Source organism: Victivallis sp. Marseille-Q1083, from assembly GCF_903645315.1.
GTDB lineage: Bacteria > Verrucomicrobiota > Lentisphaeria > Victivallales > Victivallaceae > UMGS1518.
Genome location: NZ_CAHJXL010000001.1, coordinates 1,298,579 through 1,322,000, shown reverse-complemented (window position 1 = coordinate 1,322,000; position 23,422 = coordinate 1,298,579). Strand labels below are relative to the sequence as shown.

At 57.1% G+C, this 23,422-nt stretch carries 17 protein-coding genes and 2 pseudogenes; 8 read left to right on the top strand and 11 right to left on the bottom strand.

The window, feature by feature from the left end; all coding sequences use genetic code 11:
• Positions 1-35: 35 nt before the first annotated feature.
• The 7 genes from HWX74_RS05180 to HWX74_RS05150 form a co-directional block, all read right to left on the bottom strand.
• Positions 36-620: a hypothetical protein gene (locus HWX74_RS05180; protein WP_176012536.1), complete on the bottom strand. Its 585-nt coding sequence runs from the start codon at positions 618-620 to the stop codon at positions 36-38.
• Positions 621-871: 251 nt separating this feature from the next.
• Positions 872-1,297 (bottom strand): GNAT family N-acetyltransferase, encoded by a 426-nt coding sequence (locus HWX74_RS05175; RefSeq protein ID WP_176012535.1) that lies wholly within the window; start codon positions 1,295-1,297, stop codon positions 872-874.
• A 103-nt stretch (positions 1,298-1,400) separates the two neighbouring features.
• Complete coding sequence (locus HWX74_RS05170) at positions 1,401-2,216, bottom strand: ElyC/SanA/YdcF family protein (protein ID WP_176012534.1); 816 nt, start codon at positions 2,214-2,216, stop codon at positions 1,401-1,403.
• Positions 2,217-2,561: a TIGR04076 family protein gene (locus HWX74_RS05165; protein ID WP_176012533.1), complete on the bottom strand. Its 345-nt coding sequence runs from the start codon at positions 2,559-2,561 to the stop codon at positions 2,217-2,219.
• Positions 2,562-2,643: 82 nt separating this feature from the next.
• Entirely contained in the window at positions 2,644-3,747 is a 1,104-nt protein-coding gene (locus HWX74_RS05160; protein WP_176012532.1) for a hypothetical protein, read from the bottom strand.
• Positions 3,744-4,250, bottom strand: coding sequence for a nitroreductase family protein (locus tag HWX74_RS05155; RefSeq protein ID WP_176012531.1), 507 nt, complete (start codon positions 4,248-4,250; stop codon positions 3,744-3,746). The genes HWX74_RS05160 and HWX74_RS05155 overlap by 4 nt, the downstream gene beginning before the upstream one ends.
• Before the next feature lie 163 nt (positions 4,251-4,413).
• A complete protein-coding gene (locus HWX74_RS05150; RefSeq protein ID WP_176012530.1) occupies positions 4,414-7,161 on the bottom strand; it encodes a hypothetical protein in 2,748 nt (915 codons plus the stop codon).
• Between the two features lie 308 nt (positions 7,162-7,469).
• Between HWX74_RS05150 and HWX74_RS05145 the strand changes: the two genes are divergently transcribed.
• Entirely contained in the window at positions 7,470-8,390 is a 921-nt protein-coding gene (locus tag HWX74_RS05145; RefSeq protein WP_176012529.1) for a hypothetical protein, read from the top strand.
• Positions 8,391-8,887: 497 nt separating this feature from the next.
• Positions 8,888-10,858, top strand: coding sequence for an MFS transporter (locus HWX74_RS05140; protein WP_176012528.1), 1,971 nt, complete (start codon positions 8,888-8,890; stop codon positions 10,856-10,858).
• Positions 10,859-10,911: 53 nt separating this feature from the next.
• Here HWX74_RS05140 and HWX74_RS05135 read toward each other — a convergent pair whose 3' ends face one another.
• Positions 10,912-11,787 (bottom strand): AraC family transcriptional regulator, encoded by an 876-nt coding sequence (locus HWX74_RS05135; protein WP_176012527.1) that lies wholly within the window; start codon positions 11,785-11,787, stop codon positions 10,912-10,914.
• A 226-nt stretch (positions 11,788-12,013) separates the two neighbouring features.
• Here HWX74_RS05135 and HWX74_RS05130 point away from each other — a divergent pair, with 226 nt between their 5' ends.
• The 6 genes from HWX74_RS05130 to HWX74_RS05105 all read left to right on the top strand — a co-directional run bounded on the left by HWX74_RS05130 (position 12,014) and on the right by HWX74_RS05105 (position 22,342).
• A complete protein-coding gene (locus HWX74_RS05130) occupies positions 12,014-12,766 on the top strand; it encodes a type II secretion system protein (protein ID WP_176012526.1) in 753 nt (250 codons plus the stop codon).
• 13 nt (positions 12,767-12,779) lie between these two features.
• Entirely contained in the window at positions 12,780-15,095 is a 2,316-nt protein-coding gene (locus tag HWX74_RS05125; RefSeq protein WP_176012525.1) for a DUF4838 domain-containing protein, read from the top strand.
• A gap of 31 nt (positions 15,096-15,126) precedes the next feature.
• Positions 15,127-17,382, top strand: a complete 2,256-nt coding sequence (locus HWX74_RS05120; RefSeq protein WP_176012524.1) for a PQQ-binding-like beta-propeller repeat protein — start codon at positions 15,127-15,129, stop codon at positions 17,380-17,382.
• Positions 17,383-17,410: 28 nt separating this feature from the next.
• Positions 17,411-19,186 carry an FAD-dependent oxidoreductase gene (locus tag HWX74_RS05115; protein WP_176012523.1) on the top strand — a complete coding sequence of 592 codons (1,776 nt, stop codon included), beginning with the start codon at positions 17,411-17,413 and terminating at the stop codon, positions 19,184-19,186.
• A 167-nt stretch (positions 19,187-19,353) separates the two neighbouring features.
• The gene (locus HWX74_RS05110) at positions 19,354-19,587 is read left to right on the top strand and encodes a hypothetical protein (protein WP_176012522.1); all 234 of its coding nucleotides are present in this window, start codon (positions 19,354-19,356) and stop codon (positions 19,585-19,587) included.
• Positions 19,580-22,342, top strand: coding sequence for a glycoside hydrolase family 20 zincin-like fold domain-containing protein (locus HWX74_RS05105; RefSeq protein WP_217704853.1), 2,763 nt, complete (start codon positions 19,580-19,582; stop codon positions 22,340-22,342). The genes HWX74_RS05110 and HWX74_RS05105 overlap by 8 nt, the downstream gene beginning before the upstream one ends.
• Before the next feature lie 333 nt (positions 22,343-22,675).
• Here the strand turns inward: HWX74_RS05105 and HWX74_RS20625 are convergent.
• From HWX74_RS20625 to HWX74_RS05095, 3 genes and pseudogenes are all read right to left on the bottom strand, one after another.
• A pseudogene (locus tag HWX74_RS20625) lies at positions 22,676-22,845 on the bottom strand (IS256 family transposase); the annotation flags it as partial.
• Positions 22,846-22,896: 51 nt separating this feature from the next.
• Positions 22,897-22,971 (bottom strand): annotated as a pseudogene (locus HWX74_RS20165) (hypothetical protein); the annotation flags it as partial.
• Positions 22,972-23,150: 179 nt separating this feature from the next.
• Positions 23,151-23,411 (bottom strand): hypothetical protein, encoded by a 261-nt coding sequence (locus tag HWX74_RS05095; protein WP_176012519.1) that lies wholly within the window; start codon positions 23,409-23,411, stop codon positions 23,151-23,153.
• Between the last annotated feature and the right edge of the window lie 11 nt (positions 23,412-23,422).

The window sequence follows — 23,422 nt, the reverse complement described above, 5'->3', positions numbered from 1 at the left end:
TCCTCCTGTGCAGAAGCAGTGTGCTTTTAACTTGTCTAACGGCGGTATTGCAGCAGCCGGACCCAGGTCTGGATGACTTTGGAAAGATCGCGCCGCTCCGCGGGTGACAATTCGGCCAGCATGATGCGGGTCGCTTCTTCCTGGACGGCCTGTCCTTCCGGCGAATTGAGCAGTTCGGCATTCTTCTGATAGGCGTCCTGCAGCGAATGCTCCGCATCGCGTTCCAGCTTGGCGATCGTCTCCTGCCGGCGTTCCGGCGGCAGGGCGCGAAACTGGGACAATTGATTCTGCAGCGAACCTTTCAGGGCCTGTACCCGGATCCGGCGCTGTTCTTCCGGCGAGTATTGGGCGAGCTGCCGCCGCAGGTGTTCGATGACCTCCTCCCGGCGGTCGCGGTTGCTCTGCGGTGAAAATACCCGCGTCATCGCCGCGGCGAGCTGTTCGGCCGTCCAATGCTCTTTGGCGAGCATTTCATCGGATGTCATCGGTTCCGTTTCAATCCTGCTGCAGAACCACAGCAGGCCGCCCAGCACCGGCAGCGCGAGCAGCAGCGGCAGGTAGATGGCGCGCCGCCGTTTCGCTCCGGGGTGTGGTTTGGTCGTCTTGGGGCGACTGTTCATGATGAATACCTCCTGACTTCGTTGCCGCGGTCATCGACATCGACCCGGCCCGTTTCAAAACCGGCCGTTTCCGGCCGCCGCAGATTCCGGTCTCTTTTTTATAAGTTACAAACATAACTTATAAATGCAAATAAAAATAATGAAAAAAAATAATTTTCTTCGGGATTGACCGGAGTTTGCACCATTCGCTCCGGCCCGGCTGCCGAAAAACGCCTGGTACGCCGATAGATTGAAATTCTGCCTGTCACGCTTCAGCTTTTCAGTTGCTTGCAGAAAAACATCTCCATCGGCTGCGCCAGCGGACCGTCGTTCAACACCAGACAGCCGCAGTCTCGATAATTCAGCTTCCGGTAAAAATGCTGGGCCGTTTCATCCGCCTGGGTCGATAAAAGCACCATCTTGAAGCCGGCCGCCGCCATCTCCTTTTCCCAGAATTCCATCGCGAGCCGGCCGTAGCCGTTTCCCCGGCAGGCCCGATCCAGACAAATGAGGTTCAAAAACGGCAGTTTGTCCCATAACAGACTATAATACATGATTCCGGCCGGTTTTTCATCGACGAATATGACGTATCCCCGGGCGTCGCGGACTTTGCGGTCGAATTCCGGTTCGGAGCCATGGTTATCCATCGCCAGCCAGAATTTTTTATCCTCACTGGTCACATATTTTATCAAGAACATTGCCAGCCTCCGAGCTGAATTTGCATTTGCCGGGACCGGTGTGACAAATCGAATGCCGGTCTTCGGGCGGGTTGTTGACGAAAAAAATTTGCATGGGCGTAAATTATGGATTCTTCGACGCATAACGGGGATCGGCCCGGCGAACCAGGCCGGTATACTCCTGCTGCAGCTCCTGGAAAGCCTTTCGGACGTCGGCCGGGATATCGACATGGGCGATGAAGTTTCTGCCGTTCGGACCGTAGCCTGCCGCATCGTCGGACAGCCGCGGTATTTCGCCCAGCAGAAGGGTGATATATTGTTTCATCGTCCACATGCCCCGAATCGTATTTTCGTAAACGAGTTTGCCGTTTCGGCAGACGACGCTGGCGGCATAGGTGGCATAATTGATGATCGTGACTTCCGCCGGCGCAAACCGGCGGAAGCCCGCTTCCATCCGATGCTGCATCGTGGCATCCTGGGCGAGAATGATGGATTGAAATGGAATGCCGTTCTGCCGCAACAGTTCCAGCAGCCCGGTGATATTGCTGCCGCAGTTCGTCGAACGGCATTCCAGCAGGTCCGGTTCCAGGCCGTATTGAGTTTTCAGATAGGCCGCAAAGAGTTCCGCTTCCGGTCGGCCGGCCGTGGCGACAGCGGGAAGCGCCCGGCGCATTTCCCGCCGCAGGATTGCCGTCGTATGCCCGATGCCGCCGACGATCACATATTTACCGGCAACCCGATTGGCGACGGCTTCGGCCAGAATATCGCCGCCCGCCAGAATGCTGCCGCCGAACAGAACCATGACATCGGCCTGGTCTATGCGGTATTTCGCCTGCAGTTCCCGCCGGGTCAGACGGGGAAGATCCCTTTTGCCGCAGAATTTCGCCAGGAGGTTGATCGAGGCGGCAATGCGCTCCAGGCTGTCCGGTTCACCCGGCATTCAGCGGACCGGCTGGTAGTTGATCTCTGCCTCCTCGTCGGTCGCTTCCAGCTTGAAAATGACCGGCCGCAAACCGTCGTTGCAACTGCAGATCGCCACCCCCGGCTTCCGGATCCAGTCGCCATGATAGAACAGTCCGTTGCCGGCGCCGTGCGCCAGGGCGAAGGCGTATTGGTAAATGGCTTTCCACGCTTCATCGCAGAAACCCGCCGGCTTGGCGTAGTCGGCATGGAATACCTGACCGGCTTTCAACATCGGACAGGCGGTCAGACCCTCCACCCCGTATTCCGAAGCCAGTTCCTGATCCAACGTCGTTTTCAATACCGTGATCTTCACTTTTCTCATCGTCGCAATCCTCCGTTGAATTTCCATACAAGACCATTTGCCGGCCGGGGGGGCCGCTCCGGACACGCAAAGGTTCCGGTTTTCAATCGCCGTCCGGCATGACTCCGTCATCGGGCGGGACATTGAGAATTTGCTCCGCCACCCAGGACGGCTGGGGAAATTCGAACTGCAGCGTACCGCCGCGCCGCCGCAACTGCCGGTTTCCCCAGAGATACAGATCGAAACATTCGCCGAGGTTCCAGTGCAGCAGTCGGCCCTTCTGAGGACGCTCCAGGTGAGCGGCATTCAAACAGCCGTCGAGCCGGGCCGGAATCGCCAGGGCGGCGCCGTCGCGGCGGCGAATCGCGCTGCGGAAATATTTCCGGGCCGCCGCGGCGGTCAGGCAATATTCACCCGGCCGGCAACTGAGCTCCGCCGACGCGGGCAGGGTGCCGGCTTCGGGAAACAGCCGTGCAACGGAGCCGGCCGGGCCGGCTCCGTTGCCGTCAAGCCAGGCGAAATACCAGTTGAACCGCCAGGAGCGTTTTTCAATCGGACCGAGTTCCGGATCGAATTTCAATACGGTGCGACGGACCGTCAATTGCTGATCGTTTCCTTCGATCGTGTAGCGTCCGGCCCCGTTGGTGTTGCGCGGCAGAAGCCAGCGCCAAAGGTCGTCGCCGCAGCCGATTTCCACTCGCTTGCCGTCCGTCCGTTCTGCCTGCAAACGCAGAAACGGCCGGTCGGAATCATAAAACAGCGTCGAATCGGTGCCGGGCGACTGCCATTCCGCCAGCGGCAGTTCAAGGGCGTCATCTTCCGGCAAGCGGGCGATCATCAGTCGTTTCCACGGTCCGGACAGCGTCAGCGGGTCCAGTTCCAGCTGTTCTACGCAGCCGCTGCCGCCGGCGATATCCATCGTCATCCGGCCGACATGGTTGAAGAATTCCAGCCGGCGCTTGACGACCGGTTCATTGCCGAACGGGATCACCGTCGCCAGTTCGGCGCTGGCGCTCAGGGCGTCCGCCGAGCTGTGGAGTCGCCAGCCTCTGCTCAGGCCGCCGCGTTCGGCAAAACCGTTGACCCGCACGCCGTCGAAATGCAACAAGGCGTCACCGCCGATTGCCAGACAGTTGACTTCACCGGCTTCGGTGTTGCAAACGAAGCGCCATTGCCCGCCCTGAATTGCCGGACCGGACGAACTCACTTGACCACCTGAAAGATTTCCGGCAGCGGTCGGCGCGACAGCGGTGCCGGCGGCTGCGCCGGATAGCCGAGCGGTGAAATCGCTTCCACACTCCACGGCGGCTGTATTTCCAGAGCGGCATTCATTCTGGCGATATCGAACGCGCAAATCCAGCAGGTGCCGAGCCCTTCGGCCGCCGCTGCCAGCACCAGGTGTTCCATCGCGATGCCGATGTCCACTTCGATGATCGGCGTGCCTTCCAGCCGTTTCCAGCAGTTTTCCCGGTTGCCGATCGCCACGACGACGGCCGGCGCTTCCTGCAGCCAGGGCGCCGTGTAAACCGTGCCGATCTTCTGGCGCAGTTGCGGATTGAAAACAATTTCAAAGCGCCAGGGCTGCCGGTTGCAGGCCGAGGGCGCCAGTTGCACCGCATGGGCCAGCCGTTCCAGCACGGCGTCATCCACCGGCCGGTCGCTGTACTGCCGGATACTCCGGCGTTGTTCGATTACTTTATAAAAATCCATCTGACACCTCGTTGGCTGGGTTATGCTTCTTGAACGCGTACGTTAAATTAGCATGATAACAGCTATTTTACAAACGCCGCACCGCTGCCGCAGCGAGGCTGAAAAAGCGGCGCCGCCCTCAATTGGAGCGACGCCGCGGCCGGCCGGCGGGCTGTCGAAATTTTCAGTGCCGGCGGTCGTCCTCGCGATTGGCCGGTACGGTGTAAATACCGAATGCCGGATCGAAAACCATGGTGTCATGGTGGGTTTGGAGCCAGGAGACCGCCTCTCCCGGTGAACAATTGACCAATGATTCCAATTGCTGACGCAGGTCCGGACGATGCTTCAAGACGTCCGGATGATCCCCCAGATAGAGGAGGGCCGGTTGATAACCCATTCGGGCGAGTTTGAATGTCTGGTCGGTAAACTGCCAATCGGACGTGTCGGAGTTTTTCTTCAGCGCATTCCAATAATATTCGAGAAACTTTTCCTTGTCCGGTTCCGGCGTTTGTTCGAAGGCGAACGCGAACCAGGGCGATTCGACTTTGCAGTGCGCGGAGTTGTCCCGCTGGTCGCGGCAAAGCATTTGCTGAATGGCCGGCAGGACGGTTTCGACCAATTCGTATTTTTGCAGCAATGGGATCATCCGGGGATCCCAGCGCAGTTGCTTCGACGAATTGCTCCATATTGTTTTCAGCGATTCCCTTGCCTCTTCCGGCGACAATTGTTCCAGTGCATAGAGCAGCCAGTCGAAATCGAGGTTCTGCCGGCGGTCCCGCAGTGCTTTTTGAAGCGAAGGCAGGACTTCCTTCAACGCTTGTCTGCGGACTACCGCGAGAACCCGGGGATCCCAGATCATCGAATTGGGGGTCGGCTGTTCCCAATAAGGCTGCAGGAACGGTTTGACCTCTTCCGGCGGCAGGTTATTGAGGGCGAAAAGAAACCAGGCGGCATCGCCGCTGTGCTTCGAACGTTCCAGTGCAACCGGTAACGCCTGCGCTTTCAATTGAAACTTGTCATCGGTCGGCAGCAGTTCCGGATGCTGCGGCAGCAGTTCGCGCCAGGCCGGAATGTCCGCTTCGGTCAGCTCGGCCAGAAAGCGTTTGCCCAGCGCCGGGAGGCGATAAGCGTGGATCGCTTCGACCAACTGCCGATTGCTGCCGGGGGGCAGCAATGTCAGATAGCCATCCAGAAAATACTCCGTCGCAAGATAAGGCAGCAGCAATTGACATTGCGCCGGCGGGATCGCTTCGAATTTAGCGATGATCCACTGCCGTGCTTCCGGTGGAAACCAGGAAGCGTTGGTAAAAATTTTTTGCAGTTTTTGCAGATACTGCCGGGTCTGTTCTGCGGTCGGATTGGCCGGCAGCACAATACTGTCGAGCAGCTTTTGGCAAAATAAGGTGTTGAAATCGTTTCTGTTTTGGGCGGCGAACAGTTCCAGCAACGTTTTGTATTCGATTTCCTTCTCCTGGTATTGCGTTGCCGGAGCAGCGGCGGAAGCCGGTACAGTATATTTGCCGGTTTGGGAATCGAAAACTATTTTATCCCGGTGCTTTTGCACCCAGTTGAAAGGATCATCGCTTCCACTGTCGATCAAGGCGGCAAGCTGGAAGTCCTGGTTGGCGCTGTTGAATATCTGGGGATTGCTGCACAAGTAGATCAAGGCCGGGCAATTGCCCAGTTTGGCAAGCTGGATTGCCGGGAAAATGAGATCCCGGCTCGAAAAGCCAAAGCGCTTTTGGAGCATATTCCAGCAATCATTTAAAAAATCAGTTCTTTCCTGTTCCGATAGTTGCCGCGATACGAAATTGAGCCAGTTGTCCGCGGCGGAGGAAGAACGGTTGCTGGAAATGAAGTCCCATATATTTGCCCTTACAATTGGCAAAACAACCGTTGCCATCTGATAGTCCCGAATCAGTGAAAGCATTCCCGGCATCCGGCAAAGCGGTTGGGCGGCATCGCTGTTCCAGATATCCCCGAGTAATTTTTGTCCTTCTTCTTTCGACAGTTGTTCCAGGGCGAGCCGGAGCCAGCCGATATCGGTTATCTGGCCGTTGGGAAGTGCTTTTTGCAATACGGGCAGGACGAGCTCCGCCAAATGGCGGTTGCGGACGAAGGACAGAACCTGCGAATCCCAGAAAACTGGATTGATTGCGGTCTGTTGCCAGCAGGAAACCAGAAATTCCGTGTTTTCCTCCTCGGTTTGATGGTTCAGCACGAAGTTCAGCCAGACCGTGGCGTTGGCGAATCTTTGGGGCAGAAACAACAGCCGCTTGGCAATCGGTAACGCCTGGTCGGCCAACTGAAATTTCGTACAGGCCTGGAGCAGTTCCGGATGGAGCGGCAGCAATGCCAACCAATCGGGGATATCGTCTTCACTCATATTGTCAATAAAGAGCTGGGCCAGGATTGGGGAATTGTTGCACCGAAACGCCCGGAGTGCTTGCCGCCCGCTGCCGGGCGGCAGCAATGACGCAAATGCCCTGATGAAGGGTTGCCTGTCGAAATACGGCAGCAATAATTCGCACTGTTCCGGCGGGATGGCGAGAAGTTTCCGGTAAAGCTGCTCTTCCCAGCCCGACTGGTTGGCTGTCAGCACCACCTGATAGAGTTTCTGCAGATAGGCGGTGGTTTCGACCTGGCTCGGATTCTCCGGCAGAACGATGCAGGAGAATAAGCTCTGATAGAATAGCGGTGCGTCAAGCCTGGATAACTGAGTGAATTTCAACATCAATTCACATTCCATTTCCTGTCTGTCCGCCAGTTGCCGGCGGAGTTGCGCCAGTTCGATTTCCGCTGTTGAATTGTCGTGCGGGGAGGCGGTTTGACGGCAGTTCTCTTCCGGTTTCGCGGTCTCATCGGCGCCGGGGGTGACACAACCGCCGCATAGCAGCAGGAACGACATCATTCCGGGGTAGAAATAACGCATCACAAGGTTCCTTTCTGTTGATCGACATGTTTTTGAATATACGGATGCCTGACGGCTTTGGGAATAATATAGGTTATTTTATAGAAAAAATATCATCGGGATGTCAAATATATGGTAAAATGATTGTCAAACGGCAAAGTCCGGTTTGCCGGAATTACCGGAACGAAAAAGCGCTTGGCGCTGCGGCCGCGGCTTTTGTTCATTTGACTATTCCGGAATTGCCGGTTATAATAAGAAGAACGAGGAGAACCGAAACCGGCGTCAAAGAAAGCCGGATCATTTTATCATAAAAACTGGAAATTGAAAAGTTGAACAATACAGTCGTTACCGCCTGCAATCCGAATTATCTGTGGGGCGCCTGGCTGCTGATTGCTTCCATGCGCAAGAATGGCATGAAAGAACCGGTCTTGGTGCTGGGGTTTCAGTTCGAGCCTGCTCATTGCCGGGTGCTGGAGGCGCTCGGAGATGTCAGGGTGGTTTGTCAGAACGATTTCGAGCGGAGTTTGACCTGCAGCAAGCCGGAAGCGTTGCTGCTGGCGGAAACCGAATATCTGACCTGGGCCGATTGCGACGGCTTTTTTATCGGCAATTGCAGCGACCGGTTGATCTGGCCGGATCCCGGCTTGATTCATATCCGGCAGCGCAGCGTCGAAGAGAATGATGTGCTGTTCCGTAAAGTCAGCCGTGAAAAGGGGGTGCCGGCCGCGGTGCTGGATATCTGGCGGCGGGATGTCGGAGAGCGGGAAACGCCGCGTTATGACCGTTGCTGTTCGGCCTGTTTTCTAGCCTTGCACTCCGGACACCGGCCGTTTCTCGAACGCTGGTCGCGGCAGATGCGGACGGTGCTGCCGCAGGGCGACCACGGTGTGCTGGACACCAAATTGTTCGCCTATTTTCAGACCGATGAATCGGTGCTCAACAGTTTGTTGTTCTATGGGAACGATGTTCCGGCGATCGCTCCGTATTATCAGTTGGACAAAGATCGTTCCGCTTTTTTCGTTCATTTCATCAGCCAGCCGAAACCGTGGCAGGCCTGGACGCCGGCGTCGTTCCGTTTTTTCCGGGAATACACCGATCTGGTGGTCTGGGCCGTCGAACACGATTACCCGTTGCCGGGGAAGATTCCGCTGTCGTTGCGGCAGAACTGTTATTGTGCCAATAGGCTTCGGAGTTATGGCGCGGTGCCGCTGCGGAAGCTGAAATCTTTGAAACGGCGCCTGGGAATTTAGGGGTGCGTTCACAACCGGCGGCCGGGGCGGCACGGCCGGAGATTTCCCGGCTGCCCGATCGAAATAATTGGCCATGGACTGCATATATTCCCGTCTGGCGAGAATCCGCCGTCGATTCCGTCATCTTGAAGTTCCCAGCGTTCTTTCCAATTGACTTTGCATGAAAATCTTCAGACCGCTCCGGCGGCCGCCGGTCTCCCGGACCGGAAATGTGGTGAATGGCGGGTTGGGCGCGATTTGTCCGGAAATCTGTAAAAAACAAATAAAAAATTTGATAAAATTAAGGTTTTCCCGGCAGTTTCCGGCTATAATAAAAATGATTTTGAAAGCTTTCCGCCGGATTGTATGGGGCTTTTGAAGCGGCGGCAAGAAGTTTCGCTGCTACGGATGGCGCAATACAAATTCTCACCCCTGTTCTTATTGCGGAAAAGCGGCGGCAATTTGTGGAAAAATGCCCACAATGGATCAAACTTTTTACCGGGAAAGACGCTGGAAACATGAACACTAGTCGGACGGAAAAGAATTTACAGAATGCAAGCCATTTCGGCCGTTATGCCTGCGGCACCCTGAACTATACGCTGCGCTCCCTGGCGGCGGTATTCATCTGGCTGATGATCGGCGGTATGACCTTGAGCGTATTCACTGCGCTTCCCGGCCGCATGCTTCCGGTCAAACTCCAGGAGCTCGGCTCCTCCGATTTTCAAAATTCGATCATCCTCGCCGTCATCGGCGGGACCTTGAATATCGTCATCTGTCCGATCGTCGGCTTCAAGAGCGACCGTTACCGCAGCCGCTGGGGACGGCGCATCCCGTTCATCCTGATGTCGCTGCCGTTCATCTCGCTGTCGCTGATCCTGTTCGGTTTCGGCGACCAGATCGGCGGCTGGCTGGCCGCCGCCACCGCCGGGTGGGCCGATATCGCGCCGGTCACGATGACCGTCGCGGTCATTGCTCTGGTAATGTTCATGTTCCAGTTCGCCAATATGTATGTCAATTCGGTTTTCTGGTATATCTTCAACGACGTGATTCCGGCACAGTTTTTCGGCCGGGTAATGGGCGCATTTCAGGTGGCGTCCAACGCGGGGATCGCCGCCTTCAATTTCTTTATCTTCCAGTATGCGGCGCCGTGGTATACGGAAATTTTTGTCGTCTCCGGCATCCTGTACGCGATCGGCATGGGATTGATGTGCCTGATGGTCAAAGAAGGCGAATATCCGCCGGTGACCGGCGAGGGGGATGGCCGCAGAACAGCTTGGCACAAAACGTTTTGGCTTTTCTGCCGGGAAAGCTGCTGCAGCCGCTTCTATGTGTTGCGTTATACGCTCACGACCCTGGTGGCGATCAGCGCCGGAGCGTATATTTTCAGCTATTTTTACAATCGGGAGATGGGGCTCGACGACAATTTGATCGGCAAAATGGTCGGAGTGGCCGGCATGATTTCCTTCGGCGCCACGTTTCTGGTTACTTTATTTTCCGGAATTCTGATCGACCGCTGGCATCCGATGCGAATTTATATTTACGGTATTCTGTTCGGCGTGTGCGGCAGCGCCTGCTCCTGGAAATGGCTGTTCGGGGTTCTGCCGGATGGAGCCTATCTGATCGTCGGAATTGCCGCCACCGCCGGTGCCGCGATCTTCACGGCAATCTGCTCCATCGCCAGTCTGCCGATGGAGATGCTGACCTTCCCCAAATCCCGTTTCGGCTCGTTCTGTTCGGCCCAGGCGCTGATCCGGTCACTGGTCTGCACTTTTTTCAGTCTTTTCATCGGCGTATTGTTCGACTGGCTGCGCGCCTGGTTTCCGGTCAGCCAGACCTATAACTACCGGTTCGTGCCGGTCTGGCAGACGGTCTGGCTCGTTCCGGCGGCGGTGGTTGCCTATATCATGTATCGAGAATGGGGGCGGCTCGGCGGGTACAAAAATTACCGGGCGCCGGCCAGTTGGGCGCCGGACGGCCGGGAAGCGATTCCGCAGCCGGAAACATTCCCGCCGAATGCCGGCCTGCTGCGGCTGGCGATTTTCTGTTTCGATTTTCTGGTCTTGTTGACGCTGGCCGCCATCATTTTTCTGGGTTGCTGGGCGCGGCAGCAGAGTATGATGTCATTGTCGCACCACCTTCTGGTTTGGGCGTTGCCATGCCAGTTCGGCATTTCCGTTATCTGGGCCTGGGTCCGTCGGGGAATCCGGAAAGATATCCGGCTGGCGCTCGCCGGAGAAACGCCGCACAACGGCATTCCTCATCATGGTTTGCTGCTGCTGGTGGCGCTGCGGCAATTTGTCTTGATCGGGATGGATATTTATCAGGTGATGCTGGTCGGCGAAAACGGCGGGTTCGCGTTCATGATAGGGGAGGTTGTCAACTGCGGCCTGATGGTATTGAGCGTTTATGCGGCGGCCCGGATGGAGCGCGGCATCGTCACCGGGGTCATCGCCGGCAGCAGCCTTTTCAATTTGCGTTGGAAACGGTAAGCCGAATTGCGGCCGGCGGGAGGCTTGAGTTCAGACTTTCCGGGCGCCGGCAATCATTCCGGTGCCGGCTGGTTGGAGCCACTGTTCACCGCCGCATGGAGGATTCGCCAGTTGAGGCGATAGTGCCGGGGGGAACAGCCGAATGCCCGATGAAATACGGCGCTGAAATAATTGCCGTCACAGAAGCCGCATTGCATGGCGATATCGGTGATCGACATGGTATGCCGATACTTCAGGCAAGCTTCGGCTTCGATCAGCCGCTGCTCCAGCAGCAGCTGGCGGAATGTCTTGCCGGTATGCTTCCGCAGCAGGTTGCTCAGATAGTTGGGGGTCAGATGACAGAGCTCCGCGACATCGGCCAGCCGGATATCTTCCGAAAAATGCTGGGCCAGGAATAAAGTGACCTTTTTAAGATAATAATCCGCCCCGTGCTGTTTGATCGGATTCGCCCGGTTGGCGGCGAGCGCCAGTTCCAGCTCCCAGCGGATGAATTCCGCCATAAATGCCGCATGTTTTTTAATGAGCACGATCTTTTCCGGCGTCACCGGAGGGGGAAGCGAGCCGCGATAAACTCCGTATTTCTCCAGAGAAGGGATCCGCTTCACGTCACAAAAGCCGCCGAAGTAGAGGACTGCCGCCAGCTTCTGCTGGAACATCACCGGCTGGACCAGTTCCCAGACCCCGTACGGACAGTAACCGCAGAAACGCCTGCCCCGCGACGCGATCTCCACGCTGTAATGCTTGTTGTGCGCACAGGAGTCATTGCGGTCGTGCTGCTTGATGAAACGGCAGAAGTCGTGATTGTGCAGTGTCATCCGGGTCGGCAGCTGAAGGTGCTCGTTGGTTAGCAACTGCACACACATCGGTTCCACACTGATCAGTCCGCCGATGCGATTTTCAAACTGTAGCAGAAGTTCACAGAGTTTCATCTTGGTCTCCGGGTAATTGGCGGATACAGTACGCTGGTTTCCCGATCTTTCCAGTCTGAATCCGGTCATATTAAAAAAATCAGTGAAAAACAAAGAAAAAACGTGGCATTTTTAAGGTTTTTTCGCAGTTTTTCAGCTATAATTATTTTCTTAGAAACCAGGAAAAATGTCCGCATGGACATGAGAGCAATCATAAATGAAACCATGGAACAGGAAAGGAAACACCATGAAAAAATTCACACTTATAGAATTGCTGGTTGTCATTGCCATCATTGCCATTCTGGCCAGCATGTTGCTGCCGGCTCTGGGCAAAGCCAAAGCGGCGGCGATATCGATCAAATGCATCAGCAACCTCAAGCAGATCGGTTTGGCGCATCAGTTGTACAGCGATGACAACGACGATTATCTGGTGAGCATGTTGGACAGTGCCTGGGCCGGCAGCGGCGGACGCGCCTGGGTGGACCGCTACATTGAGGCGGGTTATCTGCCCGGCATTCAGCACTTCATCTGTCCGGCCGCTGCCGGAACGAGCCTGCCGGCCAATATACCGTCGTCGATCACCGATCTGGTCGAACGCTATAATGATCAGAAAAAGGTCAGCTACGGAATCAATCTCCTTACGATGGGTTGGCTTTACAATCATAGCAGCGCCACCACTGTCCGCCGGTCGGCCGTCCTCAATACCCGGATGTCGCCGCAACTGATTCTGACTGCCGACACCCAGCCGATGATCCCCGGCACGGAGGACGCGGTGGGCAATGGAATGGGCTATAACCATAGCGACAGCAAGCCGGTTCCGGATCTCGGCTTTTCCGGAGATTTGTCCTATCGAATTAATTTCCGTCACAACAATAAAGTCAATTTCGTCGCCTTCGACGGTCATGCCGGAAGTTCGCTGATCAGCACATGGGGTGACGCTTTTTTCCGGGAACATCAGCGGCCTTATCAGATGAACAAAGTTTTGACCAGCGATCTGTGAACAGGAGAATATCGTGCGGTGGTATTTGAGCATGTTGTCGCTGATTGGAATTTTATGCCAGGGAATGGCATTTTCCCTGGATGAAAATTATGAAATCGTCCTGCCGGAGACACCGGCAGTCGTGGAACAGACTGCCGCACGGGAGCTGCAGCATTATCTGCAGCGGAGCGCCGGACTGTCGCTTCCGGTGTTGCAGGGGAAAAATACCCCCGGCAAAAAAGCGGTTTATCTCGGCTGGAGCGCTGAAGTGCGTCAGCGGCTCCCGGAAATTGCACTGGAAACGCTGCGGCCGGATGAAGTCGTCGTCCGCAGCTTTCCGGACGGAACGCTGGTTCTGACCGGCGAAGGATCGCGGGGAACCCTCTATGCGGTTTATACTTGGCTGGAAGATGTGCTCGGTATCCGGTGGTTGGCGCCGGATGCCGAATTGGTGCCGTCTCATGACACCGTTGAAATTCCGGCCTTGAATTTCCGTTATGCGCCGCCGATTGCGGTGCGCAGCCCGGACGGTGCACAGTTCCAGCCTTCACAGCCGGCCTTTCTGGCCCGGATGCGGGTCAACGGACACTCGACGCCGGTCGAATATGGCGGCAATGCGGGTGATTATGTGCTGTGTAACCGCAGTCATACGTTATCCCGGCTGGTGCCGGACGAAGCTTTTTACCGAGCTCATCCCGATTATTATGCCGACGATTATCAATTCCCGGGCGCCGAACCGGAATTATTCGCCTGGCGGGACGGACGCCGGATCACCGGCGAGCAGGGCCAGCCGTGCCTGACCAATCCGGAGGTGAAAGCGTTGGTGATCGCCAACGCCGTTGACCTTATCCGCCGGCGCGGTCGGCAGACGAAGAGCCTTTTTATCACCCAGAACGACAATCCCAACTATTGCTGCTGTCCTGCCTGTGAAAAACTGGCGGCGGAGCTGGGCGGCCAAACCGATCTGTTGCTGTGGTTTCTCAACGATGTCGCCGCCGAGCTGGAAAAGGAATTTCCCGGCCTGACCGTCGAAACCTTCGCCTACCGCTACACGCTGGAGCCGCCGAAAAGCGTGAAGCCGCGCTCGAACCTTCGCATTCGGTTGTGTTTGATCGAAGCCGATTCGCGGCTGCCGCTGACCGATGACGCCAACCGCCGCTTCCGGGATATCTGCATTGGCTGGAGCAAGGTGACGCCGCATCTGGCGATCTGGCATTACATCACCAATTTCACCAATTACGGCCTGATCCATCCCAATTTTGCTTCGCTGGCCCCGAATTTGCGGTTTTTTGCCGGGCTCGGCATCGAGGATGTTTTCAGCCAGGACAGCCGGGACGCGGGCAGTTTCGGTTTCTTCCCCGAATTGCGCGGTTACCTGAATGCCAGGCTGCTGTGGAATCCGGAACTGGAGCCGTCCGTACTGACGGCGGAATTTCTCGCCGCTTATTACGGCGCCGCCGCCGAAAAGCTGCAGGCCTATCTCAAACTCAATGAGACGGCGCTTGCCGCCGCGAAGGTAAGATTGGACTGTTACGAAATGGATACTTCCTTCTGGTTGCCGTACCCGGTGCTGGAACAGGGCGCCAGGCTGTTGGAGGAGGCCGCCGCCGCCGTGGCCGACGATCCGATCCGGTTGGAGCGGGTGGATCGCCTGCGGACTTCCCATGACTGGACAACGCTGTGGCGCATCGAAAACAGTCCGCTGCAGCCGTTGTCAAATCGGCCCTCGACGGTTGATCGCCAGGCGTTGCGGCAGAGCCTGGATACCCGGTTGCCGGCAATTCCGAAGACACCCGGATACAAAGGGCTTCATGCCCGCGAAGGGGTAATCTGGAGCCAGTGTTTGGCCGAATTGGACCGGCATTTGACCCCGCCGGCCTTCGAACGTGAATTTCCGGCGGAATTGCGCTCGGTGCCGCCGGAGAAATTGATCGCGTTGCCGCCGGCTTACGTTACTCCGGCACAGGCGGAAACCGTCGCGGATGAACTGGCGCCGAACCGCCGGGCGGTGCGGCTGACGCTGGGCCGGCACAATTGGGCGGCGCGCGTCAACCTCCCGGCGACCGCCGGCGTCGGACCGGTGAAAGTATGGGCGGAATTGCGCCTGCCGCAGAACGTTGCCGCGGCAGACGGAATCGCCGCCCTGGCTGGAATGTATGTTTACGGTACGAATTTTGCCGAAAAGAGTGTAATTCCGATCGCTTCCGCTTCTTTGTCCAATACTTCTTATGCATTGATTCCGCTCGGTGAAGCGGATTTTCAACGCGACTGCCAGATTTATTTCGAAGGCGCGGACAATCCGACCGTACCGGAATTACTGCTGGCCCGGATTTGGCTGGAGAAAGAATAAGAACTTAAAATTACCCATTGTGAAAGCTATCATGTCATATCTCAAATATTGCTTTCTGATCGTCGCCGTCTGCAGTGTTTTGACGCTGCCGGCTCAGATGATCGAAGGCCGGGTTACTGCCGGAGACGGTCGACCGGTCTCCGGCGCTTTGCTCAGCGACGGGCACTCCTTTGCGGTGACCGACGGCGCCGGGCATTATCAACTGGAACTGGCGCCGGAGGCTGCCACCGTCTATCTGCACCAGGATTCGGAATATCGGGCCGAACCATTCTATTATCTGCTGACGCCGGAACGGACGCAATACGATTTCAGCCTGACCGAACGCCCGAAGACCGGTGACGATAAGGTGAATATCGTCGTGATCGGCGACCCGGAAACCGACAATGTCGATTACATGAAGGAGATCGCCGCCTATATTGAACAGCATCCGGAGGTGGATTTCGTGCTGAACGCCGGAGACATCAACGGCCGGGCTGGCATGTTGGCGCATCGGACCGGCTTGACTTCCGAAAGTTTTCCGCGTCCGGTCTATTACGTGATCGGCAACCACGATATCGTCAAACGCGCTCCCGGTGAAGCGGATTGCTATGCCGAAAACATCGCGCCGTGGTATTATTCGCTGGAGTGCAAAGGGATTTTGTTCATCACCGCGCCGATGTATGCCAGTTGGGGCGCTCCGTTGCCTTACGATATGAAGGCGTACGGCGACTGGCTGCGGAAACTGCTGGAGCATTTTCCGGCTTCGCAGCCCAAGGTGCTGATGGCGCACGATATCGTCGATCTGGTTGGCGACGAAGTGCCCACTCACGGCGAACCGGTCAACCTCGACGACTGCAACTTCCGGGCGATCCTGTACGGCCACAAGCATATGAATGTGGTGATGCGTTATGAATCCGGCCGGAAAGCGTATTGTACCGGGACGGCCACCCGCGGCGGCATCGGTTTCGTGGCGCCGGGTTTCCGCACCGTCACCTTCACCCCGGACGGTGGCAGCCGGAGTGCTTTGCACTATGCGCAATTGGACGGACTGTTGAAAGCCGGCTGCGACGGCGGCAGTCTGTGGGCGACCGCCGGCAACAGCGGCGATGAAGTGAATCGGGTTGTCATCACGGGCAAGGACGGTTCCGGCGTGGAATTGCAGCAGACGACCGCGCTGGGCTGGTATGCGCCCGTTCCCGATGGCAACTGGCAGCCGGTCCGGGCGACGGCGACGACGGCTTCCGGCCGGTCTTTTTCGGCGGCAGTCGAACTGTCCGGCCTGCGGCTGCTGCAGGCGTTGCCGCAGGAAGCGGCGATGGCCGACCTGTTGATCGACGGCGACACTCTGTTTGCCGCAGTCGTCGACGATGCCGAAGCCGAGCAGGGAGGCGTCTATGCGCTCGACCGTCATTCCGGGAAAATCAAATGGTTTCATCCGACGCGGTATTCGATTCGGAACAATATGGCCCAGGATCGGGACCGGCTCTACCTGATCGATGCCCGCGGCAACATCCTGGCGATTGCCAAAGCGGATGGAACCCGTGTCTGGAACAATCCGGCTGATCTCAAGCTGCTCAGTCCCAGCGCCTCGGGCGTTATTCTGGCCGACGGCGTCGTGGTCGGCGGTTACGGTGCGCTGCTGCGGGGCGTCGACTGCGCCACCGGCAGAACCCTGTGGGAAAATCAGGACTGGACCGAACGGACGCCCGGCGAAGATAAACTGGCCGCCGCCGGCAGCACCGTCTATGTGATTTCCCAGTTGAACGGGCTGTGCGCCCACGATGCGCACACCGGCCGGCTGCTCTGGCAGTTCCAGCAGCCGTTTCTGTCGGGAACGGTCTGCGTCGGCGACGGCGTATTGTTCGTCAAAGGGGAAAATGAGTTCTTCAAACTCGATGCCGCCACCGGGGCCCGGCTGGCTTCCAGGCAGTTGAAAGGCTTGAAAAGCGCTTCTGCACCGATATTGTGGCGGGAGCTGGTGATCTTCGGAACCGCCGGGCGGGGAGTGGTCGCATTGAAACAGGACGACCTCAGCGAGGCGTGGAACTTTCTGCCGGAGGATGCCCTGGTTGCCACCACCTATTATGCCGAAGGCAAACCGTGCAGTGTCGACGCCACCGTTTTGCCGGACGCGGAACAGTTGGTGATCGGGGCCGGAGACGGTTTCCTCCACCGGCTGGAGGCGGCGACCGGCAAAGAGTTGGAATGTCGTTTGATCGGTGCGCCGGTGCCCGGCAAAGGGGTTCGGGCCGGGGATGGCCATAAATATTTCATCGACATGACCGGCAAAATCGTGGAATGGGATTGAATCTGATATGGAATTGAACGGCGAACCAATGTTGAAAACCGTCAAATTGCAGACCGAGTTGTGTATTATCGGCGGAGGAGTTGCCGGCCTGTGCGCGGCGCTGGCGGCGGCGCGTCACGGGCGGCAGGTGGTATTGATGCACGATCGCCCCGTACCGGGCGGAAATGCTTCCAGTGAAATCCGGATGTGGATCCGCGGGGCATATGGAAAAGACTGCCGGGAAACCGGGATCGTCGAAGAGCTGCTGCTGGAAAATCTTTATCGCAACCCCAAAGGTAACATGTCAATCTGGGATGGCATCCTGTATGGCAAATTGCAGTATGCGCCGGGATTGACGCTGCTGTTGAATACCAGTTGCCTGGCCGCCGAAACAGCCGGGAACCGGATTGTCCGGGTTCGCGGCTGGCAGGGCGTGTCGCAGACGTATTACGAAGTGGAAGCGGAGCTGTTTGCCGATTGTTCCGGCGACAGCATTCTGGCGGCGCTGACCCCGGCCCGGTATCGTTTCGGCCGGGAAAGTTCGGCGGAGTTCGGCGAATCCGTCGAACCGGCGGTGGCGGACCGGCAGACGATGGGCTCCAGCTGCCTGATTCAGATTCGCGAAGCGGACCGGGAAGTGCCGTTCCGGGCGCCGGAGTGGGCGGAGAAATACCGGGATTCCGGTGACCTGCCGGCCTATCGCGATTATCAATTGAGCACGGAGCAGAATTTCTGGTACATCGAAATCGGCGGCTCCGGTAATGTGATTGATGAGGTCGACCTTCACCGGGAGCGCCTGCTGCGAATCGCCTTCGGTTTGTGGGATTATCTGAAAAATTTCGCGGCCGACCGGGACATCTGGCGCAACTGGGAGCTGGATTGGGTCGGTTTTCTGCCCGGCAAGCGCGAAAGCCGCCGGTATGTTGGTGATTACCTCCTGACCCAGCACGATGTCGCCGGGGGCGGCAAGTTCGCCGACGTGATCGCCTACGGCGGCTGGACGATGGACGATCATCATCCGGACGGCTTCGATTATCCGGGGCCGCCGACGATCCATCACCCGGTGCCGACTCCGTTCGGCATTCCCTATCGATCGCTGTATTCCGTCAATATCGACAATCTGTTGTTCGCCGGCCGCAACATCAGCGTCACCCATGCGGCGCTTTCCGCCGCCCGGGTGATGGCGACCTGTGCCACGATCGGACAGGCGGCGGGGACGGCTGCCGCGCTGGCCATTGAGAAACATTTGACGCCGCGCGAGGTCGGCGGCTGCATCAATGAGTTGCAGCAGCGGTTGCTGGACGATGATTGTTACCTTCCGGGGGTGCGGCGGCGCATCTCGGTACTCACTCGAACCGGCACGCTCGTCGCCTCCAACGGCAACGACCCGGAACCATTGCGCGACGGCATCGACCGGCCGATCGGCGATCAATCGCATAGCTGGGCGGGCGCAGTCGGCGACACCTTGACCTACTGCTGGCGTGAACCGGTGGCGCTGCATGAGATCCGGATGGTTTTCGACAGCGATCTGAATCGGCTGGACCGCAGTACCGTTCCGGTTCGTTTCCGCGACGAGCCGGACAATGAAGTGCCCGCCACTCTGGTTACCGGCTACCGGCTGGATTATCAGGATGAAAACGGTGACTGGCGGGGGCTTTTTCTTGAAAATGACAACTATCAGCGGCTGGGCAGAGTTCCGGCCGGGGTCATGGCGCGAAGTCTCCGGCTGACCATCCTGGGCGGCAAATCTCCGGTATTGCGATTATTCAGCTTCGAAGTGAATGCGCTGGCCTGCAATAGGGTTATGGGCGGCAATACACTATGATACTCCCGGGAGAGTTATCGGGATATTCCGTTCGGCTGAATAAGGTTGTTTTAAAAGACGTTTCGCCGGAGTGAGTGGACTGGCGGCGGAAGGATTTCCCGTTTGGCAGATGAGCTGGGGCGCGGAATCCGCTGAGGTAAGCCGTTGGCTGGACGAGTTGGAGATCCGTGCTGGACCCGGTACTGTTTTACAAACGGCGTCCGGAGTTGCAGAAATTTCCGGCTCATTGGCTGGGAGTTTTCGGTGATTCCAAAGTAATTTACGGTTGGCGGCAGCAGAATCCATATCCGAAACGGAAAGAGGCAACAATTTCTCTTCGTCAGGCTGATGCGGCTGGCCATATCGGTTATGTTATTCAGTCATTGAAAAAATATTTCAAACCAAGGAGTGATGATGTTTAACAGGCTGTTATTATTGGTTTTGAGTGGCTGGACCTCCTGGCTGGGGGCCGGGGAAATCGGCGTCTCGATGAGCAACCGCGGGCTGCAGATCGGCAATTTCGGTGAAATTTCGATGTTTTCGCGGTTTGTAGTGAAAGAAAATGGGAACGAAGGACGGCCGAAACACTGGTTTTACACGGTGACGGCGCCGACCCGTTTTGAAAACGGCGTATCGCCGGAAGGCGACGCCTACGCGCGGATGATTCAGACGCAGGAGATGCCGAATTTCAAATTGAACGATTATTCGGCGGTGGTGCATGACGACACGGTGACGATCACGCTGGACGGCGAAGCGCCCGGCGACGAACCGGGCAAGATCGAATATTCGATGTTGTTTTTGCCGCAGGTGCTGATCAACGGCAGCCAATACCATTGGAAATCAGCCGACGGCCGGAGCGGTTCCGGCCGGATCAGCGTCCGTTTCGACGGGACCGGCACCGAGCCGATCGGCGAAAACCTGACCGAGTTCGTCATCGACGGCAAAGCCGGCAAGCTGGCGCTGACCTTGAAAAAAGGCCAGCCGTTCAGTGTAATAGATTACCGCGGCGTCGGGTTCGGTCCGTCCGATAGGGTTTGGCCGGGGATATGGATCGGCACATTCTCAACATTCGGCGGGGGAGAGCGGCGCTTCGAGCATCAATTGGAGCTGAAATTCGATTACGTCGATGGGTTCGGGATTGCAGCCCCGCTGCCGGAATTGTCCAAGGAGGTCCGAAAAGTGCCGGAAGCCAACCTGGTGAGCGGTTACCAGCCGGCGCCGCCGGTGCTGCCGGCGCCGCAGCGGTTGGAGCGGACCGAAACGCCGTACATCGTCGGCGGCATGGATAAAGTGGTGGTGCGCCCCGGCGCGGCCTCGGAGCAGGACGCCGGCCGCTTGAAACGCGCCGCCGAAAAGTTGCTGCTGAACGATTTTGTGCTGCCGGTGACGATGGCGGAGGACGCTGCCGAATTCGGTAAAAACATCACGATTGAAGTCACCGACCGGGAAGTCGACGGCGTTACCGCGCCGGAACAGCCGGAAGGTTACAGTCTGAAAATCGGCGCGGACGGCATCACCATCGTGTCGCGGACGGCGCGGGGAGCGTTCTACGGGCTGCAGAGCCTGCGCAGCTACCGCAACAGCCAGGGTTTCGACGGCGTCGAAGTGACCGACTGGCCGGATTTCGACTTCCGCAGCATGCTGATGATGGTGGACAACGGTTCGCTGGATTACCACGGCAGGCAGATCACCGAACTGCTGGCGCCGCTGCGTTACAACACGATCATCATCGAAACGGAGTATGCCGCCTGGGATGCGACGAAGAACATTCATCAGCCGTGGGCGATCAGCAAGGACGACCTGCGCAAATTGATCGCGCTGGCCAACGACAACTTCATCGACGTTTACCCGCTGTTCCAGACGCTCGGCCACTGCCAATGGTTGTTCGCCAACGGCCAGAATCTCGACCTGGCGGAATTCCCGAGCTGGCCATACGCCTACAATGTTTCCAACCCGCGCACCTATGAGCTGATGACGGCGATTCTCGAGGAGATCATCAATGTTTATAACCACCCGGCCTACGTGCACATCGGCCACGACGAAGTGACGCTGGGCGCGCCGTTCCCGTACCGCGAGGAGAATAAGGCGATCGGCGGCCAGAAGCTGGTCATGGACGACATCATGTTCTATTACAACTATCTGAAGGAACGCGGCATCGGCACGATGATGTGGCAGGATATGTTCATAAAAAACTCGGCGGACGGCGACAGTATTTTCGGACTGGCCGGGGTACGCGATCAACTGCCGAAGGACATCATCATGTGCTATTGGGATTATACCAGGGCACTTGATTGGTCGGGCGATTTCGTCCGGATGGCGGATGAAGGCTTCAAGCTGCTCGGCTGCACCTGGTACGAACCGCAGAATATCGCCAACTTCACCAGACTGGCGGCGGAAAAGAAGGCGCTCGGCATGATGGCGACGACCTGGGCCGGTTATACCAACAGCTATGTGATGGAGGAGAAAAACTTTCAGCAGATCGCCCAGTACATCGACGCCGCCTGCTGGATGTGGAATGTTGCAAAGGGATTCCCGGCCGGAACTTCGGCCGGCAGGGCGCTGTACGACCAGATGTTCGCCGAACCGGAAAACAAACACGCTTCGGGCATCAAATTCGATCTTTCCAATGTCGCCAACCTGGAGCTGCGGCCGGACAGCCTGCCGTTCCTGCTCGAAGATCCGCTGGACATCGACCGGCTGGTTGACCACTCCGGCGACACCGGCACGGTGAAGTTCGAGCTGGCCAAACGCGACGGCCGGTTGGCGGCGGTGGCGCTGCAGTCGAAGAGCAACCCGGATTTCCCGGCGGCAGTGGAAGGCATTCAACTGAACGTCAAGGCCAAAAAGCTCTATTTCCTGCATTTTTTCCGCGATCCGGAAAAAAAATGGGATTATAACGGTAATATTGCCTATTACCGGGTTTGCTATGCCGATGGCAGCAGTGTTGAGCTTCCGGTTCGTTTCCGCCGCGACATTGAACGACCGGATGAGGATTATTCGAAGTATCTGAAGCCGGGCAATGCACTGGAGTGGCGGTCGGAGTTCGGCGACATCTGCCGGATGTGGTGCATGATCTTCGACAACCCCTATCCGGACCAGGAAATCCGGACGCTGGAGGTGCGCGCCGGCGAGAAAAGGTATCCGTTCTATCTTTTCGCGGTCAGTGCCGAACAGTAACACAGACGGTCGTCTTCGCATTGAAGAGAAATCCGGTCATGCCGTCTATAAGTGCATCACCGGAAAAACCGCCGGCTTCACGCCATTGGCGTATGGCCAATCAGGCGGAACTTGCGGGGAAAACGGCTGGCATTCCCTGATTTGACCTCTGGCCTGCCGGAGATGGCGGTCCAGAGGCTTTTAGACTGTCGAAAACCAACCAGCTTTTTCTCTGAATTCCTGTAAAGCTGTATTACTGTAATTCAATAATTTTCAACACAATCAACAGAATTTACCGACGATATCAAATTACTCCAGCTGAGGATTACCCAGGATTTTTCATTGAAATAATGTCTATGAATCATACTCTTCGGGATATTTGCTCCGCGTCCCTCTCAAAGAGTTTTTTGATGTCCATATACTGGAATAAATATGCCGCAATCTGGCGCCGACCAGTATCAATGCCGAGTTGCCGCCCGGAAAACAGCCGCCCCCCGCGTTCGACGACGAATCTCGCGCATGATCCCGATATAAGCGGCCAATTGCTTTGCCGACCGGAAATCCTGAACATTGCCGATCGTCGACAGCAGGATTGCCGCGCCTTTCGAACCGATTCTCTTGAGGGACTTCAGATTGTCGAAGCCATCCATTTTACTGTTGTGGGCATCGATTGCCTGGTTCAACTCTTCAATGCTTTTGTTCAAGCTGCGGATCTGATCGACGACCACGCGTAATTCCAGCGTGGTGATCGGCTCGAACCGATGATTCAATGCGTTCAAAAGCCCTTGGGCATAAATTCACCGGATCAACCAACTAATCTAGCAACTTATTAGACCACGCCTTTTTTCACTTTGCAAATTGCAAAAAAAACAACAAATTCCGGCGACCGGGCATGCGACCAGCGGTCGCCATCCGTTGAGGCGCTGAGCGTCACTTCCGGTGGCTTTTCATCGTTGGCCGGAGTGAGGCCGGCCGCCTGTTTGGCTTGTCCGATTGCCAGTTTCGTGTCGTTCATTTCCACATAAATGGTGGTTGCCTCGGCAAATACCGGCATGGGTGGCTGAACAGGTCTTCCTGTTTCATCGGCCATTCCAGTTCCGA

Bases quoted from the DNA above. Each gene is read 5' to 3' on its own strand.
- HWX74_RS05180 (WP_176012536.1), bottom strand. From the start codon at position 620: ATGAACAGTCGCCCCAAGACGACCAAACCACACCCCGGAGCGAAACGG.
- HWX74_RS05175 (WP_176012535.1), bottom strand. From the start codon at position 1,297: ATGTTCTTGATAAAATATGTGACCAGTGAGGATAAAAAATTCTGGCTG.
- HWX74_RS05170 (WP_176012534.1), bottom strand. From the start codon at position 2,216: ATGCCGGGTGAACCGGACAGCCTGGAGCGCATTGCCGCCTCGATCAAC.
- HWX74_RS05165 (WP_176012533.1), bottom strand. From the start codon at position 2,561: ATGAGAAAAGTGAAGATCACGGTATTGAAAACGACGTTGGATCAGGAA.
- HWX74_RS05155 (WP_176012531.1), bottom strand. From the start codon at position 4,250: ATGGATTTTTATAAAGTAATCGAACAACGCCGGAGTATCCGGCAGTAC.
- HWX74_RS05150 (WP_176012530.1), bottom strand. From the start codon at position 7,161: ATGCGTTATTTCTACCCCGGAATGATGTCGTTCCTGCTGCTATGCGGC.
- HWX74_RS05140 (WP_176012528.1), top strand. From the start codon at position 8,888: ATGAACACTAGTCGGACGGAAAAGAATTTACAGAATGCAAGCCATTTC.
- HWX74_RS05135 (WP_176012527.1), bottom strand. From the start codon at position 11,787: ATGAAACTCTGTGAACTTCTGCTACAGTTTGAAAATCGCATCGGCGGA.
- HWX74_RS05130 (WP_176012526.1), top strand. From the start codon at position 12,014: ATGAAAAAATTCACACTTATAGAATTGCTGGTTGTCATTGCCATCATT.
- HWX74_RS05120 (WP_176012524.1), top strand. From the start codon at position 15,127: ATGTCATATCTCAAATATTGCTTTCTGATCGTCGCCGTCTGCAGTGTT.
- HWX74_RS05115 (WP_176012523.1), top strand. From the start codon at position 17,411: ATGTTGAAAACCGTCAAATTGCAGACCGAGTTGTGTATTATCGGCGGA.
- HWX74_RS05105 (WP_217704853.1), top strand. From the start codon at position 19,580: ATGTTTAACAGGCTGTTATTATTGGTTTTGAGTGGCTGGACCTCCTGG.
- HWX74_RS05095 (WP_176012519.1), bottom strand. From the start codon at position 23,411: ATGGCCGATGAAACAGGAAGACCTGTTCAGCCACCCATGCCGGTATTT.